This is a genomic window from Halomonas sp. S3-1-1, assembly GCF_023757625.1.
Lineage (GTDB): Bacteria > Pseudomonadota > Gammaproteobacteria > Pseudomonadales > Halomonadaceae > Vreelandella.
The window spans coordinates 70036-85193 of the sequence record NZ_JALGBZ010000004.1 but is presented as its reverse complement, the minus strand read 5'-3'; the positions used below and the strand labels follow the sequence as shown (position 1 = coordinate 85193).

Annotated in this window: 15 protein-coding genes; 4 read left to right on the top strand and 11 right to left on the bottom strand. The window is 59.2% G+C overall.

Annotated features, from left to right (window positions below; genetic code table 11):
• On the top strand, positions 1-1422 hold the full coding sequence (locus MQW23_RS12865; RefSeq protein WP_252108606.1) for a M20 family metallopeptidase: 1422 nt from the start codon (positions 1-3) through the stop codon (positions 1420-1422).
• Between the two features lie 75 nt (positions 1423-1497).
• Here the strand turns inward: MQW23_RS12865 and MQW23_RS12860 are convergent, their stop codons facing one another.
• From MQW23_RS12860 to MQW23_RS12835, 6 genes are all read right to left on the bottom strand, one after another.
• The gene (locus MQW23_RS12860) at positions 1498-2121 is read right to left on the bottom strand and encodes an NUDIX hydrolase (protein ID WP_252108605.1); all 624 of its coding nucleotides are present in this window, start codon (positions 2119-2121) and stop codon (positions 1498-1500) included.
• A 24-nt stretch (positions 2122-2145) separates the two neighbouring features.
• The gene (locus MQW23_RS12855) at positions 2146-2385 is read right to left on the bottom strand and encodes a hypothetical protein (RefSeq protein WP_252108604.1); all 240 of its coding nucleotides are present in this window, start codon (positions 2383-2385) and stop codon (positions 2146-2148) included.
• Positions 2386-2451: 66 nt separating this feature from the next.
• Positions 2452-3756: a S8 family serine peptidase gene (locus tag MQW23_RS12850; protein WP_252108603.1), complete on the bottom strand. Its 1305-nt coding sequence runs from the start codon at positions 3754-3756 to the stop codon at positions 2452-2454.
• 130 nt (positions 3757-3886) lie between these two features.
• The gene (locus MQW23_RS12845; protein ID WP_442908607.1) at positions 3887-4675 is read right to left on the bottom strand and encodes a M48 family metallopeptidase; all 789 of its coding nucleotides are present in this window, start codon (positions 4673-4675) and stop codon (positions 3887-3889) included.
• Between the two features lie 29 nt (positions 4676-4704).
• On the bottom strand, positions 4705-5742 hold the full coding sequence (locus tag MQW23_RS12840; protein WP_252108601.1) for a hypothetical protein: 1038 nt from the start codon (positions 5740-5742) through the stop codon (positions 4705-4707).
• 65 nt (positions 5743-5807) lie between these two features.
• On the bottom strand, positions 5808-6185 hold the full coding sequence (locus MQW23_RS12835) for a DoxX family protein (protein ID WP_252108600.1): 378 nt from the start codon (positions 6183-6185) through the stop codon (positions 5808-5810).
• A gap of 174 nt (positions 6186-6359) precedes the next feature.
• Here MQW23_RS12835 and MQW23_RS12830 point away from each other — a divergent pair, with 174 nt between their 5' ends.
• Positions 6360-7673: a methyl-accepting chemotaxis protein gene (locus MQW23_RS12830; protein WP_264297491.1), complete on the top strand. Its 1314-nt coding sequence runs from the start codon at positions 6360-6362 to the stop codon at positions 7671-7673.
• Positions 7674-7751: 78 nt separating this feature from the next.
• On the opposite strand, the gene MQW23_RS12825 is transcribed toward MQW23_RS12830, so the two are convergent.
• The gene (locus MQW23_RS12825) at positions 7752-8897 is read right to left on the bottom strand and encodes an aminotransferase-like domain-containing protein (RefSeq protein ID WP_252108598.1); all 1146 of its coding nucleotides are present in this window, start codon (positions 8895-8897) and stop codon (positions 7752-7754) included.
• A 124-nt stretch (positions 8898-9021) separates the two neighbouring features.
• Here MQW23_RS12825 and MQW23_RS12820 point away from each other — a divergent pair, with 124 nt between their 5' ends.
• Together MQW23_RS12820 and MQW23_RS12815 are read left to right on the top strand one after the other, a co-directional pair.
• Entirely contained in the window at positions 9022-9891 is an 870-nt protein-coding gene (locus MQW23_RS12820) for an AraC family transcriptional regulator (protein WP_252108597.1), read from the top strand.
• A 162-nt stretch (positions 9892-10053) separates the two neighbouring features.
• Positions 10054-10977, top strand: a complete 924-nt coding sequence (locus MQW23_RS12815) for a ketopantoate reductase family protein (protein WP_252108596.1) — start codon at positions 10054-10056, stop codon at positions 10975-10977.
• Positions 10978-11023: 46 nt separating this feature from the next.
• Here MQW23_RS12815 and MQW23_RS12810 read toward each other — a convergent pair whose 3' ends face one another.
• From MQW23_RS12810 to MQW23_RS12795, 4 genes are all read right to left on the bottom strand, one after another.
• Complete coding sequence (locus MQW23_RS12810) at positions 11024-11650, bottom strand: glutathione S-transferase family protein (protein WP_252108595.1); 627 nt, start codon at positions 11648-11650, stop codon at positions 11024-11026.
• A 71-nt stretch (positions 11651-11721) separates the two neighbouring features.
• Complete coding sequence (gene mmsB / locus MQW23_RS12805) at positions 11722-12642, bottom strand: 3-hydroxyisobutyrate dehydrogenase (RefSeq protein ID WP_264297494.1); 921 nt, start codon at positions 12640-12642, stop codon at positions 11722-11724.
• 45 nt (positions 12643-12687) lie between these two features.
• Positions 12688-13803: an enoyl-CoA hydratase/isomerase family protein gene (locus MQW23_RS12800; RefSeq protein ID WP_252108593.1), complete on the bottom strand. Its 1116-nt coding sequence runs from the start codon at positions 13801-13803 to the stop codon at positions 12688-12690.
• Positions 13804-13862: 59 nt separating this feature from the next.
• A complete protein-coding gene (locus tag MQW23_RS12795) occupies positions 13863-15017 on the bottom strand; it encodes an acyl-CoA dehydrogenase family protein (protein ID WP_252108592.1) in 1155 nt (384 codons plus the stop codon).
• Positions 15018-15158: the final 141 nt, after the last annotated feature.

Below are 15158 nucleotides of genomic sequence, written 5' to 3'. Positions count from 1 at the left end.
ATGACGACCGCGCACGCCACCCGACAACACGCCATCGACCTAGCGCTTGAAACGCTCTCCAGCGGTGAGTTTTATGACGCGCTGACACAGCGCGTTGCCATGCGCACGGTGAGCCAGGATGCGGAGTGTGAAGCGACGCTGGCGGCCTACCTGGATGACGAGATCGAGCCGCTATTGAGCCGTCTTGGATTCACCTGCCGGCGCATTCCCAACCCGAAAGAGGGCCTGCCGCCGTTGTTGATCGGCGAGCGTATCGAGGACGTGTCGCTGCCGACGCTGCTGCTATACGGCCACGGCGATGTCACCGATGGCCAGGAAAGCACCTGGCGTGAGGGTCTCGACCCCTGGACGCTCACTTTCGTCGATGGCCACGTGTACGGGCGCGGCACCGCCGACAACAAGGGTCAGCACAGCGTCAATCTCGCTGCCCTCGAGGCGGTGATCGAGGCGCGCGGCGGCACGCTTGGCTACAACGTAAAGATGCTGTTTGAAATGAGCGAAGAGATCGGCTCCCCCGGGCTCGAAGAGACCTGCCGGCTCTACCGTGACGCGCTTTCATCAGACCTGTTTCTCGCCTCTGACGGCCCGCGCATTCGCGACGACATGCCCACGCTCTTTCTCGGCTCTCGCGGCGTTTTACAGCTCAAGCTCACGCTGGATACTGGCAACGGCGGCCGCCATTCCGGCAATTGGGGCGGCGTGATCACCAACCCGGCGGCGGTATTGAGCAACGCCCTGGCCACCCTCGTCTCCCAGCGAGGTAAAGTGCTCGTCGATTTTCTCAAGGCGCCAACGATCAGCGACGACGTCGCGCGACTGATTCGCGATCTGCCCGTTGGCGGTGGCGCGCTGGACCCGACTATCAACCCGGCCTGGGGGGAGACGTCGCTCACCGACGGCGAGCGGCTTTATGGTGCCAACACGCTCGAGATTCTGGGGCTTAGTGCCGGGCGCACCGACAAACCCGTCGGCGCGGTGCCGGAGCGCGCCGAGGCCGTGCTCCAACTTCGCTTCGTGAAAGGCACCGACTGGCAGGCCGTCGAGGCCAACCTGAGAGCGCATCTGGATCGGTTAGGCTTCGAGGAGATCGCCCTCGAGATGCTGGGCGGCTACGCCGCTACCCGCCTGGACCCGAGCCACCCTTGGGTTGGCTTTGTGGCCGCGTCCGCCGAGCAAAGCCTGAAGGGCCAGGTACACATTCTGCCCAACCTGGGCGGCACGATCCCCAATCACTGCTTTTCCGACGTCCTGGGTCTTCCCACGGTCTGGCTGCCCCACTCCTATCCGGCGTGCAATCAGCACGCGCCGAACGAGCACCTGCTCGAGAGTATCGTCCAAGAAGGGCTTGCCATGGCGGCGGGTCTCTTCTGGGATCTGGGGGATGCCCAAACGAAGATGGACTTCAAGACATCCAGCTTTTAACTCCTTTAAAAGGGCGCTAAATACGTTTTGAATCCATTTCGACGTATCGGAAAAGCTAAAGCGCGGCCGTCACGCCTAGTCGCTATAAATTCCTGCCGCGTTGGAGCTAGCAAAGGCCCAGCACTCGTGGATATCGACGGGCAGCGTGCGGCCCTCAGAGAGCGGCGGCAGTGCGTCGAGGGGGAAGAAGTCCGCGGCGTCGGTCTCGTTGTTGGCAGCAAACGCGCCGCCTTCCAGGGTGCAAACGTAAAACAGCTTGTAGATGTGATCCGGCGAGTAGTAGGCGTACGGGTGGAGGCTTCGGTCCTTGAGCATCGCGAGTCTTGGGTGGCTCGCCCGGTAGCCGGACTCCTCGAGAATCTCTTTCAACACGCCTTCACTCGGGCTTTCGTTGACATCCGCCCAGCCGCCGGGCAGCGTCCAGAGCCCATCCTTGATCTCGCGTACTAACAGCACTCGATTTTGCTCATCGAACACCGCGCCGCGCACATCTACCTTAGGCGTAGCGTAGCCCTTGTCCGGAATAATCAGATTTTCGATCTTCTCGACGGGCACGTCGCCCAGCACCGCGAACATTTGATTGGTCAGCGTTTCGAGCTGGCGGTAGCGTTCCAGCTCGTACTTGTTGGTCGTATAGGTCTGGCCCGTTTGGGCGATGGAGCGAAGCGACTTGGCAAAGGCGAGCCAATCGTGGGTCATGCGGTGTTTCCTTGTAAAGGTGGCCTACCGGCGGGTGTCGGCGTCCATTGGGCCGAGATCGAACGGGATATCGGGGGCGACATCCTCCACGCCATCGATGTGCTTGAGGCGCTCGGCAGTGGCGCTATCAGCTTCGCCGGTAATGCAGCCGATCTCTTCCATTCGCTCGCGCACCGACAAACCTTCGCGGCTGAGCCGGTCGGCAAGTTCACCGACCGAGCAGCCGCTGGCAACGGTGACGATCCAAAGCTCGATTCTTGCCACGGGGACTCTCCGTTGATGGTCGGCAAGGCGCTAACATGCAAAGCGCTTTGCCGACGCTCGCTTGATTCAAGGCGCCTGAACCAGCCCGGCACCCACCTCTTCCTCGCTTAACGGCAGCGATTGTGCCGATTCGATCAGCCGCCGCCAAAGCTTCCTGCCGCGAAGCGAGGCGTCGGACTGCGCCCACAGTGCGGCGCAGCCGGCCACGTGGGGCGTGGCCATGCTGGTGCCGCTGATGGTCTTGTAGTTGACCGGCCGCGGCCAGGCGGAAAACACATCGCGCCCAGGAGCTGCGATCTCGACCTTGCCGACGTTGGAAAAGTTCGAGCGCGCGAGGCCTGGATCGAGCGAGCCGACCGAGAAAATGGTCGGCGAATTCGCCGGCGCTCCGGTCGGGGCGTTGTCGTTGCCGGACGCCGCGATCACCAGCAACCCTTTTTCGAGCGCCGCCGCACCCGCCCGGGTGTAGGCCGCCTGTACCGGGCTTTGGCTACCTAGCGACATCGAGATCACCTCGCAGCGATTCGCCACCGCCCAGTTCATGCCCGCCAGCACGCTGCCGCCGGTGCTGCCACCGGCGTTGGTGAGTACCTTACCAGCGAAAATGGCCGCCTCGAACGCCACGCCATAGCCCGGCGTTTTGCCCGCGGCTTTTCGCGGCCCCGTCGCGGTGCCGATACAGTGGGTGCCGTGGCCGTTCATGTCCTGCACCGGCTCGCCGACGAAAGAGCGGCTTTCGACCGTGCGACCGGCGAAATCCGGATGATTGAGATCCATACCGGTGTCCAGCACCGCCACCTTGATACTCGCCCCGCTAAAGCGGCTTTTGGCCACCTTGCAGCGCGAAAGCCCCCAGGTAATATCCTTTTTGATCGGGGCGTCGTCGTCCCCATCGCACTCGGGCCGGTCAGCGCCCAGGTCTCGCGCGATGGCGTTGGCCGCACTCAGGAAACCACGCAGGTACTCGGAATTCTCCGCAAAAGCGAAGTACTCGGGCTCGATGATCTCGATGGCGGGGCATTTGAACGCATCGTCATGAATACTCATACCGCGACTTTCCAGCGCGTCGCCGCCGAGCAATACCACGCCAAGTTCGGGGAAAATCATCGCCTCGGCGTCTCCGGCCTCTTCCAGATTGACCGCCTGAGCGTCGAAATCCCGAGCATCCGCTACCCTGAACTGGCATGCCTTGAGCGTTTCGATGCCCTCGTCGAGCATTCCGTCGCGAAAACTGATCAGATACCGCCCGGTTTCCAGACAGCCGCTGTCGCGCTCGACCGCGGCCATCAATAGCCGATGCGAGCCGCAAGCGACGGAGTGGAGCGGCGCTGCGCCGGGTACTGGGCGATCTTTTGGGGAATCGTTGGCCATCCTGGCACCTTCTGGCTGAATCTATAGGAGTCGTTCGAGCGTCGCTACGCCGGAAGCAAAGCTGCGCTTTTAGCGTAACGCACTCGCGCGACTTCGCCAGCGCCGGCCGCCCAGCTCGCCGTCATTCGTCTTAACTTGAGCAGTTAGCGGGGGGTACCGATCGGTAGACGCTGCGGGTGTCGTCCAGCTGCAGCTCGAGCGCGCGAATACGCGACTGGTGCGCCGGGTGCGTGGAAAGAAGCTCCGGCGGCTGGTCGCCACCCACATTGGCCATATTGCGCCAAAGCGCAACGCTTTCACTCGGGTCGAACCCGGCGCGAGCCATGATGATTAGCCCCATGCGGTCGGCCTCTTCCTCGTGGGTGCGGCTAAACGGCAGCGTAATTCCAAGCTGGGCACCAATGCCCAGCGCCTGCATGAGCTGATGATTGCCCATATCGCCCTCACCGAGCATGCCCACCACCAAAAGCCCCGCCTTTATTCCAAGCTCCTGAGTCAAACGCTCGTTGCCGTGATCTGCCAGCACGTGGGCGACCTCGTGGCCAATGACGGCGGCCAGCTGTCCCGGCGTTTCGGCCACGTCCAGCAAACCGCTATGCACGCCGATACGCCCGCCGGGCAGCGCGAAAGCGTTGGGCGAGGCCTCCTCGAACACTACGACCTCCCAGCGCTCGGGGAACGCAAGCTCGGGGTAGCTGGCTTCAGCGCCGGCCACGACATGGCGGGTCACGCACTGAACCAAACGGTTGGCGGCCTCGTTGTGGCTGATCGCGTTATTGCTTTGAAGCTCATCGAAGGACTGCTGGCCCATCTGTGCCATCATGGTCTGTGGCACCAGCGCCAGCCGAGAGCGCCCGGTCGGCGTTTCATCGCAGCCGGCCAGAAGCACAAACACTGCCAACAGCGGCGCGCCCAACACGCGTTTCCCCATCCTACAAAAGCGCCGACTCACGTTAGTTTCAGCATGGTATAGGGAGCTTCGCAGGCGTGGCGTTCGTCACGCTCATCGACGCTCCCAAGCCCAAAGTATCGGTCGTTATCGTAGGCGACGAACAGTCGATCACGATCCAGCACCGCGAGCCCCTCGGCCTTGTGCTCGAACTCCAGCGTCTCGCCGGAAGGCTTCGTCACCAGCGTCGGCGGCTTGCCTGCGTAGAACTCCTCGAGGCTAACGCTCCAAAGATAACCACCGATTCGCTCCTGACCGTCTTCCACCACTTCAAAACTGTTCAGCAAAAAAACCCGCTGATGGTAGGGGTCGTACTCCAGGCTCGATAGACCGCAATCGTAGCGGACCGCTGGATGATGGCCTGGCTCGAAAGCGTAGTATTCGCGCATCTTATCGGTGAACACCAGATTGGCGTTCTCGTCGATTCGGTAGTGGGCGCCGACGATGCGGCTCACGTAGCTGAAGTCATCGAAGGCTTGGCCCTGCTCCCGAATGCCGAACAGTAGAAGCCCCTCGCCCTGCTCCCCGGGCACCGCCGCGAGCCCTTCGATCTTGTAGTAGGGAAAGCCGATAGCGTCGTTCAATTTCATACGAAGCTCGAGCGAGCCCTCGACCCCGTCGCGTGGGTCCGGGTCCACCGCCTGCACCTTTTCCGGCTGGCCCAGTGGCCAGACCAACAGGTGGTTATAGTCATTGAGGTCGTGGCTTTCGCCGTCGATACGATCGAACCCGGTGGTGGCAAGCACATGTTGGCCATCGGCGGTCAGCGACATGTCCTCGTACTTGATCGCACGCTTGATCAGCGGCGCGGTAAAGTACTCCAACTGGCCATCGTCCGGGCCGTTGTCGGCCATGGCGACAGAGAATACTGCCGAGCGCTCTGCGCCGGGGATCGGTTTGTCGCTGGCCAGAATCAGGCGTTTACCGTCAAACAGCACGGCAGACACTTCCACATTGACAAGTGCGCCCCGCTCGTCGCGAAGCCCGGCGGGGAAGCAGTGGAGGGTGCCTTGCTGCGATATGGTGGCGTGGGTCATCGCTCAACTTTTCCTAAACGTAAAACCAGCAGGATAGCTCATTGGGCAGATGAGTCGAGCGCACCTCAAGGTGCAAGTTCTGCAGTTTTACGATGGATAGCCCACCAGACGAACGCGATCAACAGCGCCTGCAGCGGTAAGCGAGCATAAAGAAGCCACACGGGAATGGAGGGAAACGCCTCGGGGTGTAGCGCCATATGAACATTGGCGGGAAACACCGCCACCATCAGCGCGATCAGCCCCCACCCCGCCAGCTTTCTAGTTGATGGAACCAGAATGCCCACGGCGCCCAACAGCTCGAAGACACCGCTGATGAGCACCAGCTCCCGGTGGTACCCCAGATAATCCGGCATAGCCAGAATGAAGAAATCGGTCAAGGCGAAGTGAGCGATACCGCCGAGAAAAAAGAATAAAGCGATAATGAGTAAGGGTATGGTGGGCATACAAAACTCTTTAGGTTTTTTGCTTGCGCGATTGGATCATACGGGCATTTTTTAGCGTGGCGCGCCCGACAGACCAGACCATCTGGCCAGTACATCAAGGCATTTAAAAGGCTAACGCTCAAGCGCCGAGCACCTCAGCCGATAGCTAACGATATCGCTACTCGGAGTCTGTTGATGTTTAATCTTCGTCTCAAGAAAAAACACAAAAATCAGCGTAGAGGGGTCGCAACGCTTCGTCAGATCCAGGACCAGATGGAGCGGGGCATGCTATCCATTACGCTGGACGCCAACCTATGTATTGCAGCTCTTAATCAGAGCTTTGCCAGTGCCTTGGGTTACAAGCGCGAGCAGCTGTTGGGAAAGCCGATGAAAGACTTTCTGCCGACCTACGTCACCGAGCTGCCATGCTTTCGAGATTTTAACAAGGCCATTGACGCGCTCGAACCCGTCAATGACAACTATCGCTACCTGCATGCCAGCGGCTCGCTCATTTGGCTGAATATCGACTGGCTGCCGATACGCAAAAGAAGCGGCAAGCTCTCTTTCGTGCAGGGTTACGGGCGCGAAGTCACGCAGAAAGTCGAAGGTGCCAAGGAGAGTGAATCCTTCATTGCGGCGCTGCTTCGATCTACCGCCGTGATCCAATTCAACCTTGATGGCACCATCATTACTGCCAACGAGCAGTTTTTGCAGGCAACAGGCTACCGGCTGGAAAATATCGCCGGCCGCCACCACCGCATGTTCTGCCCCAAAGACGTGGTGGAATCGCCAGAGTACGAAGGCTTCTGGCAAAAGCTCAATAGCGGTGAATACGTGTCGGACCGCTTCAAACGACTCGATAGCCGGGGCAATGAAGTGTGGCTGGAAGCCAGCTATAACCCGGTTTACAACGCCGATGGCCATCTGTGTAAAGTGGTGAAGTTTGCCAGCGTCGTCACCGACCAGGTGGCGCGAGAAGTCCAGGTACGCGAAGGCGCCACCTTGGCGTTTGATGTGTCACAGAAAACCGATGTCAGTGCCAAGAAAGGCGCAACCGTCGTGCAGCAAACCGTCGATACCATGCGTCAAATCGCCGCAGAAATGCAAACCGCTAATGAAAGCATCGAAGCGCTGAGCCAGCAGTCCGTACAGATAAACGCCATCGTCCAAACGATCAGCGGCATTGCGGTACAGACCAACCTATTAGCGATCAATGCGGCCATCGAAGCCGCTCGGGCTGGCGAACAGGGGCGCGGGTTCGCGGTCGTTGCCGATGCAGTACGAAAACTGGCGGCCAGCACCAGCGCCGCCACGGTGGAAATCGGCGGCGTGGTAGAAAAAAACCAGCGGTTGTCCGACGACGTCACGCGTCAGATGCTCAACACCCGGGAGGAAGCGGAGCAAGGGCTGGAGCTTGCAGGCCAAGCGGGCAGCGTCATTCTGGAAATTCAGGAAGGCGCCAAGCAAGTCGTGGACGCGATACAGCGTTTCTCCAACGATCTCAGTTGAACTTCCTGAAACAATGGAATTTTTTGAAAGCGTTAAACGCACTCATGCCCGATAGACATCTCACTCACGACAGATACTTTATACCAGTAGCGTCGCTAAGCGGCGCACCGCTTCTCTGAGCGTGCTGGGGCAGGCATGGCTAAAATTCAGTCTCAATGCGGCTTCAGAAGGCAAAAAATCGTCATGGTAAAAAGCATTACCGGGCACGACAGCAACACCTTTTGATAGCGCGCGTTTGGCAATATCGAGGGGGTCCCCGCCTGGAATTCTAAGCCAAATAAACATACCGCCCTGAACAGATGCAAATTCGAAAGCGCCTCCCAGGTAGCTTTCAAGCGCGTTGGCAAGGGCTTGATAGCGCTCTCCATAGCATTGGCAAAGTCTTTTTATATAAGACGGAAATTCGGGGTTGGAAAGCAGGCTCAACAATAGAGATTGCATCGGCACACCTGAATGCAGATCGGCGGCCTGCTTCACTTTCAACAATGCTGATAACCATTGAGCAGGCGCACTCAGCATGCCCAAGCGTATCCCGGGCGTCGCGATTTTCGAAAATGAGCGCAACACCAGCGCACGCTCTGGACAAAACGATGAAACCATTGGCAAGTGATCACCGGTAAAACGTAACTCACGGTAAGGGGCATCTTCGACAAGGGCTATATCGTATTGACGGCACAGAGTCGCCACTTTCTGCCTTATTTCCAAAGTCCAACTCACGCCGGTCGGATTATGGAAATCCGGTACGGCATAAAACATCTTTACTTTTTTGGATGCGAATAGGGTCTCCAGCATGGCGATATCGGGCCCGTTCACGTTCTGTGCTACCGAGTGAATCATGCCACCCGACAGTGCAAATACCTGCAAAGCTCCAGGATAACCCGGCGCCTCCATGGCAACGCCTTCACCCGGATTCAAAAAGGCCCGAGCAATCAGATCAAGCCCTTGCTGGGAGCCACTGCATATTAACATGCGATGCATTTCGCTGATCGAATAGTGCTCTTTTAGATGACTCAGAAGTGGCCCGTACCCTTGGGTCTCGCCATATTGAAACAGCGTTGGATCATGAGCGAGCTGGGCCATGGGGTTTGCCATCAGCGCCAAGGGGAAATGGTCCGAGGCGGGTAATCCGCCTGCTAACGAGAGGATATTGATTTCCGAGGCGGCTGAGAGAATATCTCTGATAAAAGAGGGTTGAATACGCTCTAAACGTTTGGCCGTTTGCATGGTGAATCTCCTTTTTAAAACCATGTTAAACGCACGCAAAAAATCAAAGATGTCGATTTGTGATACCTTTATTGTTCACCTGTGCTAAAAATTTTGTCCATTCATGCTTTCAAAGTGATCTGATATGCCCACTGCGCAGCAGATTTCCCGCATCAATGATGTGGTATACGAAATTCATCGAGATACGTCCGCTGAACTTTCGGGACGTTTTTTGGCCAGCATTGCCGCGTATTCCGAACAACACTTTCATCGTACCTTTCATGCGGTAGTAGGTGAGTCGGTCCATCATTATGTAAGACGAACACGATTAGAGCAGGCGGCAAACCAGCTCATGTTCGACCTTAAACGTCCTATCATTGAGGTCGCGGAACAGTGCGGCTTTTCATCACTCTCTTCGTTTAGTAAAGCTTTCAAGGCCCATTTTGAAATGACGCCGGGGCGATGGAGAACATACGATCGCAGCAAGATGTCAGCGTCGTACTCGACCGATCCTGAGATCGAAGCGGCATATAAGAGGTTGCAAACGGCTATTTTGCCTATCCCTAACCTGGTGGAACTACCCGACCGGCCCGTCGCTTACGTACGTCATTTGGGTTACAGCAGAAGCATTCGTCAGTCATGGCAAACATTGAAAGTATGGGCTGCCGCCGAGGGACGCCCTTTCGATATGCAACTGGGACTACACCACTCGAATCCTGCGTGGGTTTCGCTGGAGAAGTGCCGTTACGTCGCCTGCCTTGCTATCGATACACCTGTGCTAAGAAGAGGGTTGGTCAACAGTATGCGCATTCCAGGTGGACTTCACGCAGCTTTTGATTTAACCGGTGGCTATGGCGAACTTCTGCCCTATATCAGTAAAATTCTGGACCACTGGCTCCCCGCCTCCGGTTTTAGAGCTAAAACGACTCCGGCTTTCGTGCACTATCGAAAGAACCAGTTTCTCGAGCAAGATGAGCATTTCGATCTCACCTTTTATTTGCCTATCAATGTTTGATAGCGCCGCTGGGGTAGGCAGATACGGGAACGGCGTAACACGATGGGTGCTGATGTCGTCGAGTCAGGTTGAGCAAAACATCGAAGCGAACTCTAACGTCGCGGTTTGTTATTAACGCCCCAAAGAGACGGATTTTCTGGATTTATTCAGGGATTCATACCCATGACTGATGACCATTGGATCGTTGGGCCCGGTGCTATCGGAAGGCTACTCGCGCACTTATTAAACGCTCATGTTCCCACTACGCTCATTTCTCGCCGCTGCCTGACCAAGCGTCAGGTCATTATAACGTCCACTGGGATAACACGCGTACACTGCCTCAAAACCATAACGGCATCCAAGCTCGCCGACAGTGCAGCGGCATCGCCATCTCACGTCCATCTCACGACCAAAGCCATGGCCGCTGAAGCGGCACTGGATAGCATCGCTTCGCTGCTACCCTCTACAACGGCGCTGGTGCTTTGGCAAAACGGCTTTCTAACGCAGCCTAAACTCACCGATCGATGGACCGGCCCGGTGCTGTGCGCAACCACAACGGAAGGCGCGTATGTCATGGGTGATGACCGTATCGTTCACGCCGGTCGTGGGCAGACCTTCATCGGCGACCTGAACGATCGCCACGCCGCTTTCGCGCACGCGCTGGCAGCACGGCTTGATCGCGCTGGGCTCCAGGCCACAGCGGTCGACGACATTCGCCGCCGGCTCTGGCAGAAGCTGGCAGTGAACGCGGCGATTAATCCCCTGGTGGCCATTCACGGAATACGCAATGGCGAGCTGCGTGGAGCGGCTTATGCCCGTCAAGTCGAAGCAGTGATCAGCGAAGTCGCGGCCATCATGGCGCTGGAGAACATCGCAGCGCCGGTTGGGAGTAATGAGCAGGATAGCTGGCGGGCACTGGTCTGGGGGGTGATCGAGGGCACAGCGAGCAACAAGGCGTCGATGCTGCAGGATGTCGAGGCCGGCCGGCCCACGGAACGGGCGGCGATCCTGGGGCCGCTGATCGCGGCCGCTCGGCAACACGGCTTGTCAGTGCCGGTTTTGATAGCGCTGAACGAGAAGCTGGCCGAAATGGAAGCGCGCTTTTAGCCAAGCGGTCATGTTCAGTGCCCGCGCTGGAGCGCGGGCAGGCTACTTAGCTAACGGGAATCATCACCACTTTTTGGAACGCGGGCCGCTCGGTCAGCGTTTGGTACCAGCGCTCCAGATGGGTGCGCGGATTCCAGGTAAGGCCGCAGTTCCAAAGGTTGTAAACAAAAGGCGCCACGGCGATATCGGCCAAGCCGAACGCGTCGCCGGAGACCCAAGTTTGACGTTCCAACGCATCGTCCAAAAGCGCGAAGAGCTCCTCGCAGGCCGCGGTGCCCTCCTCCAGCGTTTGCAAATCGCGCGCTTCCGGCGGGGTGCGAACATAGCCCATCAGCATGACGCGGTGTGCCGGGCTTAGCCGCGTGTTGGCCCAGTCCATCCACTTTTCGGCTTGGGCGCGCCTGGCAGGCTCATCGATCCAAAGCTTGCCCTCGCCGTACTGGGCGGCCAGATAGCGCACGATGGTATTGGACTCCCACAGCACGCTGTCGGTGGTGTCATCCTTCAGTGTCGGCACCAGCGCATTTGGATTCATGGCCTGATACGCTGGCGTATCGTTCACGCCGTGCTGGAGCCCTGCCTGAACCTGGTCGTAAGCGATGTCGAGCTCTTCGAGCACCCAGCGCACTTTTTTGACGTTCGTGGAGTTGTCGCGGCCCCAAAGCGTAATCATGGCGATCCTTCGTTAGTGGGTTCTAAAAACCCAGTTTGGTGCTCGTTCAGCTAAGTGGCAAGGCCGCCCGCTCACTGCCCATTTTTCTTGTCCCGATAAAACGTCATCAGGCTGGAAAAATCGAGCCGGCCGTGGCCGTTTGCCTTGTGCAGCGTAAACAGGGCCCGGGCGGCGGAGCCCATCGGTACCGGCGAAGCGCTTTGCTGACTGATATCCATGGCCAAGCCCAGATCCTTGACCATCAGATCGGTCAGAAAGCCGCCCTGGTAGTTGTTTGATGCCGGCGCGTTTTCCATCACGCCAGGGTACGGGTTATAGACGTTCAGCGCCCAGTTGCCGCCGGAGCTTTGCTTCATGATCTCCGAGAGCACCGCGGGGTCGAGGCCGTTTTTCACGCCCATGTTGATCGCCTCGCAGGTGCCGGCCATTAAAATCGCCAGCATCATGTTGTTGCACGCCTTGGCCACCTGCCCTGCGCCGTGCTCGCCGGCGTGAAAGATATTCTTGCCCATCACATCGAGCACCGGCTTGGCCCGGCTGAACTGCTCTTCGCTACCGCCCACGATAAAGGTCAGCGTGCCTGCCTGGGCGCCGCCTACCCCGCCGGATACCGGCGCGTCGATGAAGCTGATCCCCTTCTGCTCCAGCGCCGCAGCGACTTCGCGCGCGCTTTCGGCGTCGATGGTCGACGAGTCGATGACCAGCGCGCCCTGCTCGATAATATCGCCAAGCGGCGTCTCGCCATCGACGAACAGCGCACGTACGTGCTGGCCGGCGGGCAGCATGGAGATCACGATGTCGGCGCCGCGGGCGGCATCTGCCGCCGAAGCAGCGACTTCGCAGCCGTGGGATTTGGCGCTTGCCAGCGCTTCCTGGCTGAGATCGAAGGCGTGCACGTCGAAGCCGGCCTTCGCCAAATTGGCGGCCATGGGGCCGCCCATGTTACCCAAACCGATGAATGCGATCGTGGTCATGGTGATTGTCCTTGTTATTGAAACCGGGCGGTTAAAAAGTGACTGGTTAACGCGAGACGAGCGCTAGCCCAGCGTCTCCAGCGGGCTCGTTTCCCAAGGCGAGGCTAAAAGCTCATCGATAAAGAACTGTTCGACCGAGGCGACGTCGGGATAGCTCCAGGCCGGCGAGCCGTCCTTGTCGACCAACAGCGCGCGCACGCCTTCGGGAAACTCCTTGTGACGGCAGCACTGCACCGACAGCGCAAGCTCCGAGCGAAACACCTCGGCCAGCGACATGTACTTCGCCCGTTTGAGCTGCTCGTCGATCAACGCGATCGACACCGGACTTCCGTGGGCCAGCGTTTTCTGGGCGCGGCTGAACCAGCTGTCCTCGCTTTCAACGGCCAAAATCGCGGCCACGATCTGCTCGGTAGTGTCGTGATCCATCAGCTCACGAATCAAGGGCGTGGCGTTGAGTACCGGCGTGTCGAGCTCGGCGAAAGTGTCTTTCGAGGCCTGCTCCAGCTCGCGCAGCGTTCGATTAACCACGCCTTGGGCGTCGATAGTGCCCTCCTGCTGCCAGCGCGCCCGGGTTAGAGAGGTCATCAGCGCTTGATACTGGTCGCTTTTGATGCAGCGATCGGCCAGACCCAGGTGTAGCGCATCCACCGCGTTGATCGGGCTTCCGGTCATGGCAAGAAAGCGCCCGGTACCGACCGGCAGGCGGTTCAAAAACCAGCTCGCGCCGACGTCCGGGTAGAGGCCGATGGTGACTTCGGGCATGGCAAGTCTTGATGTTTCGGTCACCACGCGGTGACTGCAGGCGCTGAGCAACCCCATCCCACCGCCCATGACGATACCGCTGCCCCAGCAGACGATCGGTTTGGGGTAAGTATGAAGCTCATAATCGAGGCGATATTCGCTTTCGAAAAAACGCTCGGGAAAGTCCGGGTCCTGCTCGCCGGTAATCGATTTGTACAGGCTCACCACGTCGCCCCCGGCGCAGAAGGCCTTGTCGCCGGCGCTGTCGAGCACGATGGCAACGACCCGCGCGTCGTCCTGCCAGGCGGCCAGCTGCGGGCGCATCAGCTCGATCATCTCGAGCGTCAGGGCGTTAAGCGAGCGCTCGGCGTTGAGCGTGATTTCGCCCACGATATGGCCATCGTCGGTGGCGTGCTCGTTAAACAGTACGCTACTCATCAAGGTATCCTTATGGTGTGAATCGCCGCGCATGGGCATTGGTGTAAGCGTCACCTTCACTATAGCTCGCTGGCGCCCTCGGCCAATGCCCGGCGAGCAATGATCAGGCGCATGATTTCGTTGGAGCCTTCCAGAATGCGGTGAACCCGCGTGTCGCGCACGAAGCGCTCCATCGGGTACTCCTTGATGTAGCCGTTGCCGCCAAAAAGCTGCAGCGCCTCGTCACACACCTTGAATCCCACGTCGGTGGCAAATCGCTTGGCCATGGCGCAGTAGGTCGGCGCATCCGCGTGGCCGGCGTCGAGCTTGGTCGCGGCCATGTGCACCAACTGGCGCGCGGCGACCAGCTCGGTAACCATATCGGCAAGGCGAAACTGCAGCGCCTGAAACTCCGCCAGGGGCTTGCCGAACTGCTTGCGCTCGCGCAGGTAGTCGCGCGCCTCGTTGATCGCGCGCTGAGCGGTACCGACCGAGCAGGTGGCAATGTTGATGCGCCCACCGTCCAGGCCCTTCATCGCGATCTTGAAGCCATCGCCTTCACGGCCCAGCAGGTGGTTGGCCGGCACGCGTACGTCGTCGAAGCTCACCATGCGGGTGGGCTGGCTGTTCCAGCCCATCTTGTCCTCCTTGCGCCCGTAGCTTATGCCATCGGTTTTGGCATCCACGGCGAAGGCGGAAACACCGCCGGCGCCTTCACCCCCGGTACGCGCCATCACGACCAGAAAATCGGTGCTGCCGGCGCCGGAGATGAACATCTTGCTGCCACTGAGCACGTAGTCGTCGCCGTCGCGTTTGGCGGTGGTCTTGAGTGAGGCGGCATCCGACCCTGCACCGGGCTCGGTCAGGCAGTACGATCCCAGAAGCTCGCCGGTGGCGAGTCGCGGCCCCCACTGCTCGACGACGTCCGCTTGGCCAAAGCTTGCCAGCATCCAGGTGACCATGTTGTGAATGGTGAGATAAGCGGTGGTCGAGGTGCAGCCCATCGAAAGCTGCTCGAAGATGATGCTCGCATCCAGCCGCGATAGCGCAAGCCCACCAACGCTTTCCGGCGCGTAGAGCGAGCAAAAGCCAAGCTCCCCGGCGCGCTTGATCACATCGACGGGAAAGTGCGCCTCGCGGTCCCACTCGGCGGCGTTGGGCGCAAGCTCCTTGTCGGCAAAGCCCTTGGCCAACTCGGCAAAGGCTACCTGGTCGTCGCTTAGCTCGAAATTCATGGCGAAGCCTCCATCGAGACCGAGCGCCGCTGGCGCCCCGCCTCGCGTGTTGTCGTTATTTATTAGGGGTCACGCAAATTGACGTTAACGTTAACTTATATTTTAAACCCGGCGCGCGCAACGCCTGGCCCTTAGAACCTT

Bases quoted from the DNA above. Each gene is read 5' to 3' on its own strand.
- MQW23_RS12800 (WP_252108593.1), bottom strand. From the start codon at position 13,803: ATGAGTAGCGTACTGTTTAACGAGCACGCCACCGACGATGGCCATATC.
- MQW23_RS12865 (WP_252108606.1), top strand. From the start codon at position 1: ATGACGACCGCGCACGCCACCCGACAACACGCCATCGACCTAGCGCTT.
- MQW23_RS12830 (WP_264297491.1), top strand. From the start codon at position 6,360: ATGTTTAATCTTCGTCTCAAGAAAAAACACAAAAATCAGCGTAGAGGG.
- MQW23_RS12825 (WP_252108598.1), bottom strand. From the start codon at position 8,897: ATGCAAACGGCCAAACGTTTAGAGCGTATTCAACCCTCTTTTATCAGA.
- MQW23_RS12820 (WP_252108597.1), top strand. From the start codon at position 9,022: ATGCCCACTGCGCAGCAGATTTCCCGCATCAATGATGTGGTATACGAA.
- MQW23_RS12795 (WP_252108592.1), bottom strand. From the start codon at position 15,017: ATGAATTTCGAGCTAAGCGACGACCAGGTAGCCTTTGCCGAGTTGGCC.
- MQW23_RS12810 (WP_252108595.1), bottom strand. From the start codon at position 11,650: ATGATTACGCTTTGGGGCCGCGACAACTCCACGAACGTCAAAAAAGTG.
- MQW23_RS12860 (WP_252108605.1), bottom strand. From the start codon at position 2,121: ATGACCCACGATTGGCTCGCCTTTGCCAAGTCGCTTCGCTCCATCGCC.
- MQW23_RS12840 (WP_252108601.1), bottom strand. From the start codon at position 5,742: ATGACCCACGCCACCATATCGCAGCAAGGCACCCTCCACTGCTTCCCC.
- MQW23_RS12835 (WP_252108600.1), bottom strand. From the start codon at position 6,185: ATGCCCACCATACCCTTACTCATTATCGCTTTATTCTTTTTTCTCGGC.
- MQW23_RS12850 (WP_252108603.1), bottom strand. From the start codon at position 3,756: ATGGCCAACGATTCCCCAAAAGATCGCCCAGTACCCGGCGCAGCGCCG.
- MQW23_RS12815 (WP_252108596.1), top strand. From the start codon at position 10,054: ATGACTGATGACCATTGGATCGTTGGGCCCGGTGCTATCGGAAGGCTA.